This is a genomic window from Lentzea sp. (assembly GCF_036380075.1).
Classification (GTDB): Bacteria; Actinomycetota; Actinomycetes; order Mycobacteriales; family Pseudonocardiaceae; genus Lentzea.
Genome location: NZ_DASVFL010000221.1, coordinates 1 through 16,015, shown reverse-complemented (window position 1 = coordinate 16,015; position 16,015 = coordinate 1). Strand labels below are relative to the sequence as shown.

The window sequence follows — 16,015 nt, the reverse complement described above, 5'->3', positions numbered from 1 at the left end:
CTGTTGCATTGGGCCCTGACTGGCTGGACCCCACCGTTCTGCTGAACGGGCTCGGCCCGTACATGCTCATCGGGCTGTGCCTCATCATCTTCGCGGAGTGCGGGCTGCTCGTCGGCTTCTTCCTGCCGGGTGACTCGCTGCTGTTCACAGCGGGTCTCTTCGTCGCGGCCGGCACCATCGACACCCCGCTCTGGCTCGTCTGCGCCTTGCTGACGGTCTGCGCGTTCGTCGGCAACGTCGCCGGGTACTACATCGGCGCGAAGGCCGGTCCGGCGCTGTTCAGCAAGCCGGAGTCGAAGATCTTCAAGAAGGAGTACGTCGACAAGACGCAGGAGTTCTTCGACAAGTACGGCGCCCGCGCCATCGTCCTCGCGCGGTTCGTGCCGATCGTCCGCACGTTCATCACCGCGATGGCGGGCGTCGGCAAGATGGACCCGAAGAAGTACTTCACGTACTCGGCGATCGGCGGCGTGGCCTGGGCGGCCGGCCTGACGATCCTCGGCTACTTCCTCGGCCAGGTGTCCGTGATCAGGAACAACCTCGAGATCACGCTGATCGCCATCGTGCTGCTGTCGGTCGTGCCGATCATCATCGAGGTGATCAAGGCCCGCAAGGAGAAGAAGGCGCTCCTGCAGGCGGAGGCCGACGACATCACGCAGGTGATGCAGGCCCAGGTCCAGGACGACTCGACGCAGATCATCCCCCGCGTCGAGCGCTGACCCGAAGCATCCGAGAGGCCCGTCTGCCCGGTGGCAGGCGGGCCTCTCGCGTTCGGCGTCAGAGGCTGAACATCGAGCCGGGGTTGAACAGGTTCTCCGGGTCGAGCGCACGCTTGATCTCGCGGTGCACGCGCAGCCCGACCGGCCCGATCTCCTTCGCCAGCCACTCGCGCTTGATCTTGCCGACGCCGTGCTCGCCGGTGACCGTGCCGCCCAGCGACAGCCCCACGGCGAGGATGTCGTCGAACGCCTTCTGAGCGCGGGCGAACTGGTCGGCGTCGGTGGGGTCGTAGACGATCGTCGGGTGCATGTTGCCGTCGCCCGCGTGGCCGACGACGGCGATCTTCAGGCCGACCTCCGCCGCGATGTCCTCGCAGCCCTGGATGAGCTCGGCGATGCGGGTGCGCGGCACGCAGACGTCGTCGGTGAGCCAGGAGCCGTAGATCTCCAGCGCCGTCAGCACGGCCCGGCGGGCGGTCAGCAGGTCACGGCCCTCGTTGACGTCGTGGGTCGCGTACACGAGGTCCGCGCCCAGGCAGATCTCCTCGATCTTGCGCAGCTCGTCGCGCGCCTGCTCGCCACCCGCGTCGGACTGGCAGATCAGCAGCGCCGCGCAGCCGGGACCGGCACCGAGCTCGGTCTTCAGGTACTGCTCGACGGCCTCGATCGAGGTGCGGTCCATGATCTCCATCAACGACGGCACCAGGCCCTCGCGGACGATCCGGCTGACCGCGGCACCGGCGAGGGCGGTGCTGCCGAACGCGGCGACCAGCGTGGCGGGGGCCTGCGGCAGGGGCCGCAACGCCAGCGTGGCCTTCGTGATCACGCCGAGCGTGCCCTCGGAGCCGACGAAGAGCTTCGTCAGGTCGTAGCCCGCGACGCCCTTGACCGTGCGGCGGCCGGTGCGCAGGACCTCGCCGTCGGCCAGCACGACCTCCAGGCCCAGCACGGAGTCGGTGGTCACGCCGTACTTCACGCAGCACAGGCCACCGGCGTTGGTGGAGAGGTTGCCGCCGATCGTGCACCAGTCGTAGCTGCTCGGGTCGGGCGGGTAGAACAGGCCGTCCTTCTCGACGGCGGTGCGCAGGTCGAGGTTGACGACCCCCGGCTCGACCACGGCGAGGCGGTTGTCGGCGTCGATCTCGACGATCGCGTTCATCTTCGTGGTGACCAGGACGACGCAACCCTCGATCGCGTTCGCGGCGCCGGACAGGCCGCTGCCCGCGCCGCGGGGGACGATCGGGACCCGGTGGCTCGCGCACGCCCGCACGACCGCCTGGACCTGGGCCGTGTCGACGGGGAACACCACCGCCAGCGGGCTGCCGTGCGGCGCCAGCGGCATCATGTCGCGCCGGTAGCCCGCGGTGACGTCGGCATCGGTCAGGACGCCTGCGTCACCCAGTGCGGTGCGGAGTTCAGCGAGCAACGTCTCCATGCGGGCCACGCTAGCTCGATTCGACCAGTGCACCAGGTGGCAATTCCGACGGCGACGAGTTCACGTGGTGACCGAGCGTGCTCAACCTGGATTTCGTCGACCCGTCAGACCGATGTCGCCATGCCAACGGCGTAGCACGACGTAGGCTGGTTCACCGTGGCGCATGCTTTCGCCTCGCTGGAGACCGCGGGTCCGGTGGCCGTCTGGGTCATCGTGCTCAGCTTCATCTTCGTCGAGTGCGCTTTCATCTTCGGGCTCTTCCTGCCCGGTGACTCGCTGCTGTTCGCCGCCGGTGTGGTGCTGGCGACCCACAGCGGCGAGCTGTCGGCGTGGCTGCTGTCGCTCGCCGCACTGGTCGTGGCCGTCGTCGGCAACCTGGTCGGCTACTACATCGGCAGAGCGACCGGCACGCGCGTGCTCGCGCGCCAGGGCGGCAAGGTTCTGAACAGGCAGAACCTGAAACGCGCCGGCGACTTCCTCGACCGGCGCGGGTTCTGGGCGATCGTGCTCGCCCGCTGGATCCCGTGGATCCGCACGCTGGCACCGGTCATCGCCGGCGCCGCGCGCATGGACCTCCGCCGGTTCACGCTGGCCACCACCCTCGGCGCCATCGCGTGGGTGCCGACGCTGGTGCTCGCCGGCTACTACGGCGCCGGCGTCCTGCAGCAGTTCCCGTGGCTCGAGACCGCGGCGATCGTCGTCAGCGTCGCGTTCTTCGTCGGCGGCACCGGCTGGGGCATCTGGCGCTACCGCCAGGAGATGGCCAAGCCGGTCGACGAGACGGGCGACCTCGACACCGAGGAACTAGAGCACCTCGGTGATCAGCAGGTCCGCTGAGCCCTTCGACGAGTTCACCATCAGCGCGTTGACGTGGTCCGTGCCGTGCAGGACGCGTTCCTCCGCCTCCGACAGGGTCCGCCCGTACCGCAGGTGGCGGTCGATCAGCCGCTGGACGCGCACGTCCTCGTCGATGAACAGGAACCACGCCTCGTCGAGGATGATCCGGACGCGTTTCCACTTGTCGTAGTTGAGCAGCAGGTAGTTGCCCTCGGTGACGACCAGCGGCACGTCCGGGTGCACCGGCACGGCGCACGCGACGGGTTCCTCGATCTCGCGGCGGAACTGCGGCGCGTAGATCATGTCCGGCCCGCACGCCTTGATCCGGCCGAGCAGGTCGACGTAGCCGGGGATGTCGAACGTGTCGGGCGCTCCCTTGCGTTCGACGAGCCGCAGCCGTTCCAGCTCGCTCTGCGCGAGGTGGAAGCCGTCCATCTCGACCAGCACGGCCTGGCCGTCGAGTGCCTCGACGAGCCGCCGCGCGAGTGTCGACTTGCCGGAACCGGGCGCGCCGCCGATGCCGAGAATCTTGCGCTCACCCTGGTCGGTGAGCACCCGAGCCCGTTCTAGCAGCTCTTCGAACCTGACCTGCTGTCCTGCCACCGCGCCAGCTCCCTGATCCAGTCCCCGACCGCACCGACGCGAACGGCGGCCGCCTCCGACGCGAAGCCGATGGCCGCCACCGGGTCCGTCCCCGACGCCAGCGCGTAGGCGTACGCGCCGTGCCAGACGTCACCGGCACCGTTCGTGTCCTTCACCTCCACCGCCGGCACGGGCACCGCTCCGGTCGAGCCGTTCCGCGACCAGGTCACCGGTGCCGCACCCTGCGTGCGGATCACCAGCGGCACCCCGTAGGAGTGCACCTCGGCGTCGGACCGCTCGAACCCCGAAGCGCAGGCGGCCACGTCGACCAGCGGCAACAGGTGATCGAGGACAGGTTTCCAGCTCCCGGCGTCGAGCACCACAGGCAATCCGCGCTCTTTCGCCTGCTGGGCGGCGGGGACGGCGAGCCCGTCGTGGTGCCCGTCCAAGAGGACGACGTCCGCGGCGTCCAGGAGATCGGACAGATCGGGCGCTTCCACGGGCACCGAGGCGTTGCGGGAGACGACCGTGCGCTCCCCATCAGCGTCTCTGACGACGACCATGCTCACGGGCGTCGTGCCGGCCACCGCGGTGACTTGGACCGGTTCCAAGGAACCGCGGACGAACTCGCCCAGCGCGTCCGCCCCCAACGCGGTGAGCAACGCCGCCGACCCGCCCAGCGCGGCGACCGCGCGGGCCGCGTTCGCCGCTGGACCGCCGGGCGACAGGGCCGCGTCGAACGACCTGATCTTCTGACCGGGGTCCGGGAAGGATTCCACCCGTTGGGTCACATCGAGGGTTGTGAGCCCGACACACAGCACGGCTGCCATCTGGGCTTCCTCCAAACGGGTATGGTCCCAGGTCATGGTCACCATGCGGGATGTCGCGGCTCTCGCGGGGGTCTCCATCACCACGGTGTCACACGTGATCAACGAGACCAGGCCGGTCGCCGGGGACACGCGCGAGCGCGTCCAGAAGGCGATCGACGAAACGGGGTACACGGGTGACGCCATCGCGCGGTCTCTGGTCATGGGCGGCACCAAGTCGCTCGGGCTCGCGGTCTCGCTGGTCTCGCACCCGTACTTCGCCGAGCTGATCGCCGCCATCGAGTCGGAAGCGACCCGCAGCGGCTACTCGCTCGTGCTGATCGACACGCGGGACACCCCGGAGTCCGAGCAGGCCGCCGTGCGGATGCTGCGGTCCAGACGGGTCGACGGGCTGCTGCTCACGCCGTCGGCGGGTGCGGGCAACCAGGTGCTGCCCGAGCTCAAACGGCTGGGCATCCCCACCGTGCTGGTCGACCGGCTGACCGTCGCCAAGGACATCGACCAGGTCGGCCCGGAGAACGTGCAGGCCACGTCGGGTCTGGTCCGCCACCTCGCGGAGCTGGGCCACCGGCGGATCGGCATCGTCTGCGGCAAGGCGGGCGTGGCGACGACCGAGGAACGCATCCTCGGCTACCGCCTCGGCCTCGGCCGCGCGGGCCTGAAGTGGGACGAGGCCCTGGTGTCGCAGAGCGGCTGGCTCGCGCCGCTGCTCGACCAGGACGACCCGGCGACCGCCGTCGTCGCCGCCGACCACCTGGTGACCGTCGGCATGCTGCACGAAGCCCGCGCCCGCGGCCTGAAGCTCGGCACCGACCTGGCCGTCGTCGCCTACGACGAGGTCGAGTGGGCCACGCTGATCGACCCGCCGCTCACGACGCTGGCCCAGCCCGTCGAGGAGATCGGCCGGACCGCGGTCAAGCTGCTGCTCTCGCGGATCGCCGACCCGGACCGCGCACCCGAGACCATCCGGCTCTCGCCCTCGCTGATGCACCGGCAGTCCTGCGGGTGCTGATCCCCGGGCTCGTCTCGGTGACGTTCCGGCAGCTCACGGTTCCCGAGATCGGCGCGCTGGCGCTGGAGTGCGGGTTGCGGGCCGTGGAGTGGGGTGCGGACGTGCACGTGCCGCCCGGCGACTTCGCGGCGGCGCGGCAGGCGCTCGACACCGGACTGGAGGTCGCCGCCTACGGGTCGTACTACCGCGCCGGGGTGTCGGACCGGGCCGAGCTGGCGCCGGTGCTGGAGACCGCGGCCGAGCTGGACGCGCCGCTCGTGCGGGTCTGGGCCGGCACGTCGGGGTCGGCCGAGTGCGCCGACCGCGGCGCGGTGGTCGAGGCGTTGCAGCACGCCGTCGAGCACGCCGACGCGATGGGCACGAAGATCGCGCTGGAGTACCACCCGAACACGCTGACGGACACGCTGGACTCGGCCGTGCGGCTGCTGGACGAGGTCGACGGCGTGGTGTCGTACTGGCAGCCGCGCGGCGGCCAGGACGTGTTCTCCGCCGTGCACGAGGTGCGGACGCTGGAACCGGTGACGGCGCACGTCTTCTCGTGGGGCCCCGGCGGGTTCCGGGACCGGCTGCCGCTCTCCGAGCGCCGTGACCTGTGGAAGCCGGTGCTGGGCGAACTGGCGCGCGACGGCGTCGAGCGCCACGCGTTGCTGGAGTTCGTGCGCGACGACTCGCCCGAGCAGTTCCGCGAGGACGCGAAGACGCTGCTGAGCTGTCTCAGGCCGTAGCCGCCTCAGGCCGTGACCATCTCAAGCAGGCGCGACGTCGAGCCCGTTGCGTTCGAGCAGGGCGGCGGCCTCCAGGCACATCCAGCCACCCAGCTGCACGGACAGGTCGCGGCCCTCGGCCTCGGTCGCTGGCACGGTCCACTCCGGACCGAACAGCGGACCGCTCACCGCCATCGTGCGGTTCGCCCACGCCGCCTCCGCCGACTGGATCACGAGCTCGCGCGCCAGGTCGGCGGTCACCGCGCGGCCGGGGTCGAGCTCGGTGATCGTCAGCGCCGCCTGCGCGAGGTAGCGCGTGAGGATGCCCGCGAACAGGCCGCCGTCGCCCCCGCCCTGGCCCTTGAGCACGCCGTCGGTGGCGAGGTCGTCGTGCACCGCGGTGATCGTGCGCGCGGCCCGGTCGAGCCACTTGTCCTTCTGGCCGTGCTTGGCGAGCTCGACGCACGCGCCGATCAGGACGCCCTGGCAGTACGTGTAGATGTTCTTCTCGTACTCGCGGATCTCGCCGTTCGGGTGGACGTGCAGGCCGTCCCACGCGAGGCCGCTGCTCTCGTCCACCAGGTGCTCCTCGACCCAGTCCACCGTGGACCGGGCGCGGGCGAGGTCGGTGCGCTCGTTTTGGCGGGCCAGGAAGATCGCGGCGGGACCGTTGGCGGGCACGTTCTTGAAGTCGTCGTCGCGCTTCCACCAGATGCCGCCGCCGGCGTGGTCGGTCCAGCCGTCGCGCAGCTGCTCGGCGATCGCCCGCAACGCCTCGGGCTTGGTGACGCCGACGTCGTGCTGCGCGCGTTGCAGGGCCAGGCCGAGCCACGCCACGTCGTCGTAGAAGTCGTTGGTCCAGCCCAGGACGTTGCGCACCCGGATACCGCGCACGACCTTGGTGATCGCGGTCCTGCGCCGCTCGTTCGGCGAACGCAGGTAGCCGTCGACCATGCAGTCGAGCAGGTGCGCCTGCCACCAGTAGTTGAAGCTGGCGTGCAGCCTGTCCCTGAACAACGGGGGCCACACCCTCGCTCCGAGCAGCGTGCCCGGCACACCCCAGACCCGCCGCAGGTGCCGGGAGTACACCGCGCGCTCCGCGACCCCTGCACGCGCCGCCAGCAGTTTCGAAGTCGCCACTGGATCATCGTGAGTGCTTGACCGATCAAGAAGCTCGGTGAACCGCCCAGTGGTACAGGCCCATGGCCACAGAAGTTGTCAGGTTGTAACTGCTGACCCTGTCCCGCATGGGCAGGCGCACGACCCTGGTGGCCCTCTTCCGCACCCCGTCGGACAGGCCGTGGCGCTCCGACCCGAACGCCAGCACGGCGTCGTCGGGGATCGGGCCCCGGAGCAGGTCGCCGTCAGCGTCGAACGCGATCAGCTCGCCCGCGAAGTCGAGGCTCTCCGCCTTCGCGACCGGCAATGCGAAGTGCAGGCCCGCGGACCCCCTCAGCACGTTGGGGTGCCACGGGTCGACATCGCCGGTGGAGAGCACGCCGCCCGCGTCGAGACCGGCGGCCACGCGGATGGCCGCACCGAAGTTGCCGAGGTTGCGCGGGTTGTCGAGCAGCACGACCGGCGCCGGCCGGTCGAACGGCAACTCCGGCCGGTCGGCGAACCCGGCGACCCCGGTCGGGTGCGTGCGGCCGACCCGCAGCACGAACACCTTCTGGTCGACCTCGGTGGCCTGGGCGAACCGGTCGACCAGGTCCGGCGCGTGCGACTCGGCGAGCTTCACCGCGTCGCCGAGGTCCGTCGTGAGCAACGGCCGCACCTCGGCGCCGAAGCGCAGCGCGTGCTTAACCGTGTGAAAGCCTTCGAGCAGCACGCCCGCCAGCGTAGAAGCCGACCCACGACGTCAGCACGACCGCCCCGAGCACGAGCTGGACCAGCGTCGACGCGCTCTCCGGGTACCAGACGCCGTCGATGTAGTGGTCGATGAACCCGGTCTCCAGCGGCGGCATGCCGGCCATCACGCGGAAGTGGTTCTCCCACACCGTGAGCGGGCAGACGGTCGGCGTGATGATGCTGAGGACGGCCCACGCCCCGAGCGCGAGGTGCGGGTAGATGACCCACCGCCACCGCCACGCCAGGAACCCGCCCACGAGCAGGAACGCCATCACCGTGAAGTGCAGCACCACGACTGCTTCTGCGAACAACCCGGCCATTCGCACCACCCCGCCCTCCAGACTAGGACGGGGTGGCTCGCAGCGCTCTGGATAAAACCTCAGGCCAGTCCGAGGTCGTTCAGGTCGAGCAGGTAGCGGTACTGCAGACCCTCTGCCTCGATGGCCTCCTTGGCGCCCGTACCTCGGTCGACGACCGTGGCGACGCCGATGACGTCGGCGCCGTGCTCGCGCAGCGCTGTGACGGCCGTCAACACCGAACCGCCCGTCGTGGAGGTGTCCTCGACGGCCAGCACGCGCTGCCCGCGGACGTCGATGCCCTCGATCTGGCGCTGCATGCCATGCGCCTTGTTCGCCTTGCGGACCACGAACGCGTCGAGCACGTCACCGTCGGCCGAGGCGGAGTGCATCATCGCGTAGGCGACGGGGTCGGCGCCGAGCGTGAGACCGCCGACGGCGACGAAGTCCCAGTCGCTCGTGAGCTGCCGCAGGAGCTTGCCGATCAGGGGAGCCGCCGCGTGGTGCAGCGTGGCCCGCCGCAGGTCGACGTAGTAGTCGGCTTCCTTGCCACTCGACAGGGTCACCTTGCCGTGCACCACGGCCAGCTCGCTCACCAGACGGGCGAGCTCAGACTTCGCGTTCGCGTCCAAGACCACTTCAGTTCGCACAGGTCGCTACCTTCGCACACGCCGCCGTCACGTGCGTCCGCGCCCACCCGCCATGCGGGAGGCCATCTTGCGCACGACCGCCCGCGGGATCAGCCGCGAGATCGTCACGATCGCCTTGTACTGCGCGCCGGGGATCGACAACGGCTTGCCGCGGCGCAGGTCGCGGAGTCCTTCGTGGACCAACCGGTCGGCGTCGACGTAGAGGAAGTTCGGCGTCTTCGACATGTCGATGTTGGCGCGCTTGTGGAACTCGGTGCGCACGAAACCCGGGCACAGGGCCATGATCCGCACGCCGGTGCCCTCGGTCGCGAGGGCCATGCCCTCGGAGAACGTCGTCACCCACGCCTTGTCGGCGCTGTAGCTGGTGCCGCGGCCGGGCAGGAAGCTCGCGACGCTGGACACGTTGATCACGTCGCCCTTGCCGCGGGCCATCATCGCGGGGATCGCGGCCCGGCACAGGCGCAGCACCGTGGCGACGTTGACGTCGAGCTGGGCCTGGAGCTTCTCCACGTCGGCCGCGAAGAACTCGCCGCTGTTGGCGAAACCGGCGTTGTTGACGAGCAGGTCGACGGCCGACTCGGCGAGACGTGCCTCGACCTTCGCGCGCTCGGCGGCGTCGCTGAGGTCGGCCGGCAGGACGTCGACGTGGACGCCGTGGCGGTCGCGCAGCTGCCGCGCGAGCTCTTCGAGTGCGGACGCGGTGCGCGCGACCAGCACGAGGTCGTATCCCTCGGCCGCGAGCCTGCGGGCGAAGGCGGCCCCGATCCCGACGGTAGATCCGGTCACCAGTGCGGTTGGCATGCCACCGCACGGTAGTCGGAAATCCGCCGGGGCCGAAGGCCGCCGATGATCACACTTCGTTCTTCGCCGGACGGCGGAGAACCGCGAGACGCAGCGCGAGGCCCGAGACGACCAAGGCGACTCCGCCTGCCAGCACCCACCCGACCGACGCACCGGTGTTGGCGAGCGTCACGACGGACGCCGTACCGGCGACGGCAACGGGTGCAACTGCCTTTACTCCGTACATCGTGGATCCCTCCGGGGGGGGTTCGGGGACACGACGACCTGCGCAGGGTCTATCTGGATTCCCCACCGATGTTTTACACGGAGAGTGGCGTGACCTGGGTCACGCCACTGGAGCAGCTGTACGGAATACGCCTGGCACGAGCACCGCGGTAGCTGGTTACGGTGCGATACATCACGCTGGGTTAACTCTGTTTCCGTCCGAACGACGGCCGGTAGACCTCGCCACCTTCGTCCTCCTCGACCACCGCTTCCTCCGGTTCGGAGGGGTCGGGGTCGAACGGGTCGATGACGTCCGCCAGCTCACCGACGTCGCGCAGCAGCCGTTCGAGGCGCGCGGGCGACGAGTTGGGCGGCGCGGCGGCCAGCACCCAGTCGTTCTCCATCCAGACGACCGTGACGTCCCCGCCGATCTCCTCGGCGGCGTCGATCAGGTCCGGCGTGATGATCTTGCGAGCGGCCGGCACGTCCGTGACGAACGCGTACCGCGAGCCCACCGGCCCGAGCAGGTCCGGCATCGGCATCTTGTCGTTGTCGCGCTGGAACGGCACGGTCGACAGCCAGAGCTCGATCACCACCGACAGCGCCCGCCGGCACCGCACGCCGACCAGCACGGAGTTGACCTTGCCGCCGGTCTCGTGGTCGAGCACGTAGACCTGCCGCCGCCCGTCGGCCGTGAAGGTCGACCCCGCGACGACGTCCCGGGCGAGCCCGGTGCCGTAGTACGCGATGGCGCCGGCCTCCCACCGAGTCGGCAGCACGTGGTCTGTCTCCTCGAACTGCCAGCCGCGCAGGGCAGCCCAACGGCGCCGTTCACGATTACGCGCGGTTCGTTGCGCCCGGTCGGTCGCGAGCAGGGCGAACCCCGCCACACCCGCCACCGCGGCGACGGTGAACCAGACCCACGCCGGTATGCCCACAGCTGAAGCGTAGTGGGTCGAGGGCGAGGAACGAAGATCACTTCCGCGCGTCGTGCCCGCGGGTGCCTATTCGAGGTGGTCGGGGGCGCCGCACGGGTGTCCACGGCCTCCTGCCTCGAGAACGAAAACGGCCCCGCCGGTCTCCCGGCGGGGCCGCTTCCCCACGTCGATCAGGCCGTGCGGCCCACGATCAGCCCCGTCTGGTCGTCCAGCACGTCGACCCGCACGGTGTCGCCGTCGCGCACCTCACCGGCCAGCAGCTCCTTCGCCAGCTGGTCGCCGATCGCCGCCTGCACCAGCCGCCGCAGCGGCCGCGCGCCGTAGATCGGGTCGAAGCCGTTCAACGCCAGCCATTCGCGGGCGGCCGCGGTGACGTCCAGTGCCAGGCGACGCGCCGCGAGGCGGTCAGCCAGGCGGGCGATCTGGATGTCCACGATGGACGTCAGCTCCTCGGTGGCGAGCGCGTGGAACACCACGACGTCGTCCAGCCGGTTCAGGAACTCCGGCTTGAAGTGCCGCTGCACGACCGCCAGCACCGCGTCCTTGCGCTCCAGCTCGGTCAGCGACGGGTTGACGATCGTCTGCGAGCCGAGGTTCGAGGTGAGCACCAGGATCGTGTTGCGGAAGTCGACCGTGCGGCCCTGGCCGTCGGTCAGGCGGCCGTCGTCGAGGACCTGCAGCAGCACGTCGAACACGTCCGGGTGCGCCTTCTCGACCTCGTCGAGCAGCACGACCGAGTACGGGCGGCGGCGGACCGACTCGGTGAGCTGGCCGCCCTGGTCGTAGCCGACGTAGCCGGGAGGCGCTCCGACGAGGCGGGCCACCGAGTGCTTCTCGGAGTACTCGCTCATGTCGATGCGGATCATCGCCCGTTCGTCGTCGAACAGGAACGCCGCCAGCGCCTTGGCCAGCTCCGTCTTGCCGACGCCGGTGGGGCCGAGGAACAGGAACGACCCCGTCGGGCGGTCCGGGTCGGCCACGCCGGCGCGCGTCCTGCGCACCGCGTCCGACACGACCCGCACGGCCTCGGCCTGGCCGACGACGCGCCGGCCCAGCTCGTCCTCCATGCGCAGCAGCTTCGCGGTCTCGCCCTCCAGCAGCCTGCCCGCCGGGATGCCGGTCCACGCCGACACCACGTCCGCGACGTCGTCGGGTCCGACCTCCTCCTTCAGCATCGCGGCCTCCTGGGTGGACTCCGCGGCGGCCTCCAGCTCCTTCTCCAGCGCCGGGATGCGGCCGTAGCGCAGCTCGGCGGCGCGCCCGAGGTCGCCGTCGCGCTCGGCCCGTTCGGACTCGCCGCGCAGCGACTCCAGCTCCTCCTTCAAGGTGCGGACCTTGTCGATGGAGCCCTTCTCGTTCTGCCACCGGGCCGTGAGCGCGGCCAGCTCCTCGCGCTTCTCGGCCAGCTCGGCGCGCAGCGCGTGCAGCCGTTCGATCGACGCCGCGTCGGACTCCTTCGCGAGCGCCATCTCCTCGATCTCGAGACGGCGGACGGCGCGTTCGACGGTGTCGATCTCGACGGGCCGGGAGTCGATCTCCATGCGCAGCCGGGACGCGGCCTCGTCGACGAGGTCGATCGCCTTGTCCGGCAGGAAGCGCGCGGTGATGTAGCGGTCGGACAGGGTCGCGGCGGCGACGAGCGCGGCGTCGGTGATGCGCACGCCGTGGTGCACCTCGTAGCGCTCCTTGAGCCCGCGCAGGATGCCGACGGTGTCCTCCACCGACGGCTCGCCGACCAGCACCTGCTGGAAGCGGCGCTCCAGGGCGGCGTCCTTCTCGATGTGCTCGCGGTACTCGTCCAGGGTCGTGGCACCGACCATCCGGAGCTCACCGCGCGCCAGCATCGGCTTGATCATGTTGCCGGCGTCCATGGCCGACTCACCGGTCGCACCGGCGCCGACGATGGTGTGCAGCTCGTCGATGAACGTGATGACCTGGCCGGCGGAGTCGGTGATCTCCTTCAGGACGGCCTTGAGCCGCTCCTCGAACTCGCCGCGGTACTTGGCGCCCGCGACCATCGAGCCGAGGTCGAGCGACACGACCTTCTTGCCGCGCAGCGACTCCGGCACGTCACCGGCCACGACGCGCTGCGCCAGGCCCTCGACGATCGCCGTCTTGCCGACACCGGGCTCACCGATCAGCACCGGGTTGTTCTTGGTGCGCCGCGACAGCACCTGCACGACCCGGCGGATCTCGGCGTCACGGCCGATCACCGGGTCGAGCTCGCCCTTGCGCGCGCGCTCGGTCAGATCGACGCCGTACTTCTCCAGCGCCTTGTAAGTGCCTTCGGGATCAGGGGACGTCACACGAGCCGACCCACGAACACGGCTGAAAGCCTCCTTCAACGCGTCAGGGGTCGCACCGTGGCGTCGCAGCAGGTCGGCCACCAGGCCACCGTGCTGCGCCAGTCCCACGAGCAGGTGCTCGGTCGAGACGTACTCGTCGCCCATCTCGGTCGCGAGCTCCTGCGCCTTGCCGAGCACCCGCACGGCGTCGCGCGAGAGCTGCGGCGCGGAGACCGTCGAGCCGGAAGCGCTGGGCAACGACCGGGAGAGCTGCTCCAGCTCCTTGCGCACGAGCGTGGCGTCGGCGCCGACCGCCTCGAGCAACGGCGCGGTCAACCCGTCCGTCTGCGCCAGCAGTGCACTGAGCAGGTGCACGGACCCCACGTCCGGGTTCCCGTTGAGCGTCGCGGCCTGGACCGCGGCGGACACCGCCTGCTGCGTCTTCGTCGTCGGGTTGAAAGCGTCCATTCCTCCACCTCGTGGTCAGCCTCCAGCATGGACCATCATCCCGCACAACGTCAGAAAAGTTGAGTCTGTTCCGCTCAACTACAAGAACGTGACCGCGATCGCGAAAATCGCACGTCAGCTGACACGGGTTGGGGCCAAGATCAGCCCATGACGTCCATCATCCACAGCATCACCATCGACGCGCGCGACTCCTACGAGATCGCCACGTGGTGGAGCAGGGTGCTCGGCCACCCCGTGCACGACGACGACAACCCCGGCGACCCGGAGTGCCTCATCGAGCTGCCGAACGGCATCCGCTACCTGTTCATCAACGTGCCGGAGGGCAAAGAGCTCAAGAACCGCCTGCACCTGGACCTGCAGCCGTCCGACGGCACCCGTGACGAGGAGGTCGAACGCCTCCTCGCCATCGGCGCGACGGTCTTCGACGATCAGCGCAGGGCGGACGGGACGGGCTGGGTGACGATGCGCGACCCCGAGGGCAACGAGTTCTGCGTGGAACGCAGCGCAGCCGAACGCGCCGCGACCTCCTGACCACCGTCACTCGAAAGCACCAACAGCTTGTCCACAGCGGGAGCGGACTTGTCCACAATCCGCTGGTCAGTATCCACAGGTGAACCAGATTCAGTGGCGACCGTCTGTGCACCAGAACCCGTTGGGGTGACATCCACGGACTCGCGCAGCGGCTGCTCCTTGATCAGCAGCACCGCGATCACCGTGAACACCGCGAGCCCGGCGGCGATGAGGAACAACTGCCCCATCGCGTCACCGTAGGAGTTCCGCACCACTGGGGAGAGGGAACCGCGGTCGAGCGTCTTCGCGCTCACGTGGGCCGCCAGCACGGCCCCGAGCACCGAGACGCCGGCCGTCCCGCCCAACGACCGCAGGAACGTGGCCGTGGAGCTGGCGGCCCCGAGGTCGGCCATCCCGACCCCGTTCTGCACGGCCAGCACCAGGTTCTGCATGGTCAGCCCCACCCCGACACCGACCAGAGCCAGGTAGGCCCCCATCAGCACGAGGTTGGTCCGGTGGTCGATCGTCCCGAGCAGCGCGAGCCCCGCGACCAGCGAGAACGAGCCCCAGACCAGGTAGCTCTTCCACTTCCCGCTCTTGGCGATCAACTGCCCGCTGATCGTCGACGAGATGCTCAACCCGAGCACCAGCGGCACGGTCAGCAACCCGGCCTTGGTGGGCGAGAACCCGCGAGCGATCTGGAAGTACTGCCCCATGAACACCGAGGCCCCGAACATCGCGGTCCCGACCGCGACACCACCGAGCATCGCGAGCACCACGGTCCGGTTCCGGAACAGGTGCAGGGGGATGACCGGCGCGGAAGCCCGCCGCTCGACGAAGTAGGCCCCCACGATCGCCAGCACGGCCCCACCGGCGAACAGCGCGCTCTCACCCGAGATCCAGGCGAAGTCCTTCCCGGCGAACGACACCCACATCAACACGAGGCTGACGCCACCGGTGATCAACGTGGCCCCGAGGTAGTCGATCTTCACCCGCTGCTTGACCGTAGGCAGGTGCAGCGTCTTGTGCAGCACGGCCAGCGCCACCAGCGCCAACGGCACGCAGACGAAGAAGCACCACCGCCACCCAGGCCAGTCCACGAGGAACCCACCGACCAACGGCCCACCGACCGTCCCGGCGGAGATGACCATGCCGGTGTACCCGCTGTACCGCCCCCGCTCACGAGGACTCAACAGGGCCCCGACCACAACCTGGCCGAGCGCCTGCACCCCACCCATCCCGAGCCCCTGAACGACCCGGAACCCGATGAGCTGCTCCATGTTCTGACTGAGACCAGCCAACACAGAGCCGACCACGAACAACACGATGGCCGTCTGCAACAACATCTTCTTGTCGAAGAGATCCGCGAGCTTCCCCCACACAGGCGTGCTGGCGGTGGACGCCAGCAACATCGCCGTGATGACCCACGTGTACTGGGTCTGCGTGCCCTTGAGCTCGGCCAGGATCGTCGGGAGAGCGTTCGAGACGATGGTGGAACTGAGGATCGCCACGAGAAGCGCCACCCAGATGCCGGACAGAGCTTCGAGGATCTCCCGATGTGACGAGGGCCGGTTCAAGCACACCTCCAGTAATTAGTTGATGTCATACAACTATATCTGGAGATAGTTAGCTAGGCCAACTAAATCGGTGACTGACGGGTCACACCAAGGATCGCGCCGCAAGGTAGAGCCCAAGTCGCGCGAGGCCGAAGGCGAGCCACGCGAGGCCGCAGGCAAGCCTTCCGCGAAGCCGAAGGCGAGCCAACCGCGATGCCGCAGGCGAGCCGTCCCGAGCAAAGCGAGGCGCGGTGGTGGCTCCCCCGTCTAGCGCTCCTCAGCACTTGCCGCGCCCGAGGGGTCAGGTCAAGTCGACACGCTCTTCGTCGACTTGACCTGA

Annotated in this window: 17 protein-coding genes; 5 read left to right on the top strand and 12 right to left on the bottom strand. The window is 69.6% G+C overall.

Annotated elements, in window-relative coordinates:
* A partial coding sequence (locus VF330_RS24520; protein ID WP_330854017.1) for a DedA family protein occupies positions 1–719 on the top strand: 719 nt, incomplete at its 5' end.
* Positions 720–777: 58 nt separating this feature from the next.
* On the opposite strand, the gene VF330_RS24515 is transcribed toward VF330_RS24520, so the two are convergent.
* Entirely contained in the window at positions 778–2,154 is a 1,377-nt protein-coding gene (locus VF330_RS24515) for an FAD-binding oxidoreductase (protein WP_330854016.1), read from the bottom strand.
* Between the two features lie 156 nt (positions 2,155–2,310).
* Between VF330_RS24515 and VF330_RS24510 the strand changes: the two genes are divergently transcribed.
* Positions 2,311–2,991, top strand: coding sequence for a DedA family protein (locus VF330_RS24510; RefSeq protein WP_330854015.1), 681 nt, complete (start codon positions 2,311–2,313; stop codon positions 2,989–2,991).
* On the opposite strand, the gene VF330_RS24505 is transcribed toward VF330_RS24510, so the two are convergent.
* Both VF330_RS24505 and VF330_RS24500 read right to left on the bottom strand, forming a co-directional pair.
* Positions 2,959–3,594, bottom strand: coding sequence for a nucleoside/nucleotide kinase family protein (locus VF330_RS24505; RefSeq protein ID WP_330854014.1), 636 nt, complete (start codon positions 3,592–3,594; stop codon positions 2,959–2,961). The two genes, VF330_RS24510 and VF330_RS24505, sit on opposite strands and share 33 nt — an antisense overlap.
* The gene (locus VF330_RS24500) at positions 3,558–4,403 is read right to left on the bottom strand and encodes a PfkB family carbohydrate kinase (RefSeq protein WP_330854013.1); all 846 of its coding nucleotides are present in this window, start codon (positions 4,401–4,403) and stop codon (positions 3,558–3,560) included. The genes VF330_RS24505 and VF330_RS24500 overlap by 37 nt, the downstream gene beginning before the upstream one ends.
* Positions 4,404–4,437: 34 nt before the next feature.
* On the opposite strand from VF330_RS24500, the gene VF330_RS24495 reads away from it, so the two are divergent.
* Both VF330_RS24495 and VF330_RS24490 read left to right on the top strand, forming a co-directional pair.
* Complete coding sequence (locus tag VF330_RS24495; protein ID WP_330854012.1) at positions 4,438–5,412, top strand: LacI family DNA-binding transcriptional regulator; 975 nt, start codon at positions 4,438–4,440, stop codon at positions 5,410–5,412.
* Entirely contained in the window at positions 5,406–6,137 is a 732-nt protein-coding gene (locus VF330_RS24490) for a sugar phosphate isomerase/epimerase family protein (protein ID WP_330854011.1), read from the top strand. Before VF330_RS24495 ends, VF330_RS24490 begins: the two co-directional genes overlap by 7 nt.
* Positions 6,138–6,158: 21 nt before the next feature.
* On the opposite strand, the gene VF330_RS24485 is transcribed toward VF330_RS24490, so the two are convergent.
* The 8 genes from VF330_RS24485 to clpB all read right to left on the bottom strand — a co-directional run bounded on the left by VF330_RS24485 (position 6,159) and on the right by clpB (position 13,609).
* Positions 6,159–7,256, bottom strand: a complete 1,098-nt coding sequence (locus VF330_RS24485) for a glycoside hydrolase family 76 protein (protein WP_330854010.1) — start codon at positions 7,254–7,256, stop codon at positions 6,159–6,161.
* A gap of 25 nt (positions 7,257–7,281) precedes the next feature.
* Positions 7,282–7,947, bottom strand: coding sequence for a TrmH family RNA methyltransferase (locus VF330_RS24480; RefSeq protein WP_330854009.1), 666 nt, complete (start codon positions 7,945–7,947; stop codon positions 7,282–7,284).
* The gene (locus VF330_RS24475) at positions 7,919–8,287 is read right to left on the bottom strand and encodes a DUF2784 domain-containing protein (RefSeq protein WP_330854008.1); all 369 of its coding nucleotides are present in this window, start codon (positions 8,285–8,287) and stop codon (positions 7,919–7,921) included. Before VF330_RS24475 ends, VF330_RS24480 begins: the two co-directional genes overlap by 29 nt.
* Before the next feature lie 59 nt (positions 8,288–8,346).
* Positions 8,347–8,901: an orotate phosphoribosyltransferase gene (pyrE, locus tag VF330_RS24470; RefSeq protein ID WP_330854018.1), complete on the bottom strand. Its 555-nt coding sequence runs from the start codon at positions 8,899–8,901 to the stop codon at positions 8,347–8,349.
* 39 nt (positions 8,902–8,940) lie between these two features.
* Entirely contained in the window at positions 8,941–9,714 is a 774-nt protein-coding gene (locus tag VF330_RS24465) for an SDR family oxidoreductase (protein WP_330854007.1), read from the bottom strand.
* Positions 9,715–9,763: 49 nt separating this feature from the next.
* Positions 9,764–9,940, bottom strand: a complete 177-nt coding sequence (locus tag VF330_RS24460) for a peptidase (RefSeq protein ID WP_330854006.1) — start codon at positions 9,938–9,940, stop codon at positions 9,764–9,766.
* A 181-nt stretch (positions 9,941–10,121) separates the two neighbouring features.
* The gene (locus tag VF330_RS24455) at positions 10,122–10,856 is read right to left on the bottom strand and encodes a hypothetical protein (protein WP_330854005.1); all 735 of its coding nucleotides are present in this window, start codon (positions 10,854–10,856) and stop codon (positions 10,122–10,124) included.
* Positions 10,857–11,026: 170 nt separating this feature from the next.
* A complete protein-coding gene (clpB, locus tag VF330_RS24450) occupies positions 11,027–13,609 on the bottom strand; it encodes an ATP-dependent chaperone ClpB (protein ID WP_330854004.1) in 2,583 nt (860 codons plus the stop codon).
* Positions 13,610–13,756: 147 nt separating this feature from the next.
* On the opposite strand from clpB, the gene VF330_RS24445 reads away from it, so the two are divergent.
* Positions 13,757–14,140 carry a VOC family protein gene (locus VF330_RS24445; RefSeq protein WP_330854003.1) on the top strand — a complete coding sequence of 128 codons (384 nt, stop codon included), beginning with the start codon at positions 13,757–13,759 and terminating at the stop codon, positions 14,138–14,140.
* On the opposite strand, the gene VF330_RS24440 is transcribed toward VF330_RS24445, so the two are convergent.
* Complete coding sequence (locus VF330_RS24440; protein ID WP_330854002.1) at positions 14,038–15,696, bottom strand: MDR family MFS transporter; 1,659 nt, start codon at positions 15,694–15,696, stop codon at positions 14,038–14,040. The genes VF330_RS24445 and VF330_RS24440 overlap by 103 nt on opposite strands.
* Positions 15,697–16,015: the final 319 nt, after the last annotated feature.

Coding starts and splice junctions, on each gene's coding strand:
- VF330_RS24475 (WP_330854008.1), bottom strand. CDS start 8,287: ATGGCCGGGTTGTTCGCAGAAGCAGTCGTGGTGCTGCACTTCACGGTG.
- VF330_RS24460 (WP_330854006.1), bottom strand. CDS start 9,940: ATGTACGGAGTAAAGGCAGTTGCACCCGTTGCCGTCGCCGGTACGGCG.
- clpB (WP_330854004.1), bottom strand. CDS start 13,609: ATGGACGCTTTCAACCCGACGACGAAGACGCAGCAGGCGGTGTCCGCC.
- VF330_RS24465 (WP_330854007.1), bottom strand. CDS start 9,714: ATGCCAACCGCACTGGTGACCGGATCTACCGTCGGGATCGGGGCCGCC.
- VF330_RS24515 (WP_330854016.1), bottom strand. CDS start 2,154: ATGGAGACGTTGCTCGCTGAACTCCGCACCGCACTGGGTGACGCAGGC.
- VF330_RS24445 (WP_330854003.1), top strand. CDS start 13,757: ATGACGTCCATCATCCACAGCATCACCATCGACGCGCGCGACTCCTAC.
- VF330_RS24495 (WP_330854012.1), top strand. CDS start 4,438: ATGGTCACCATGCGGGATGTCGCGGCTCTCGCGGGGGTCTCCATCACC.
- VF330_RS24500 (WP_330854013.1), bottom strand. CDS start 4,403: ATGGCAGCCGTGCTGTGTGTCGGGCTCACAACCCTCGATGTGACCCAA.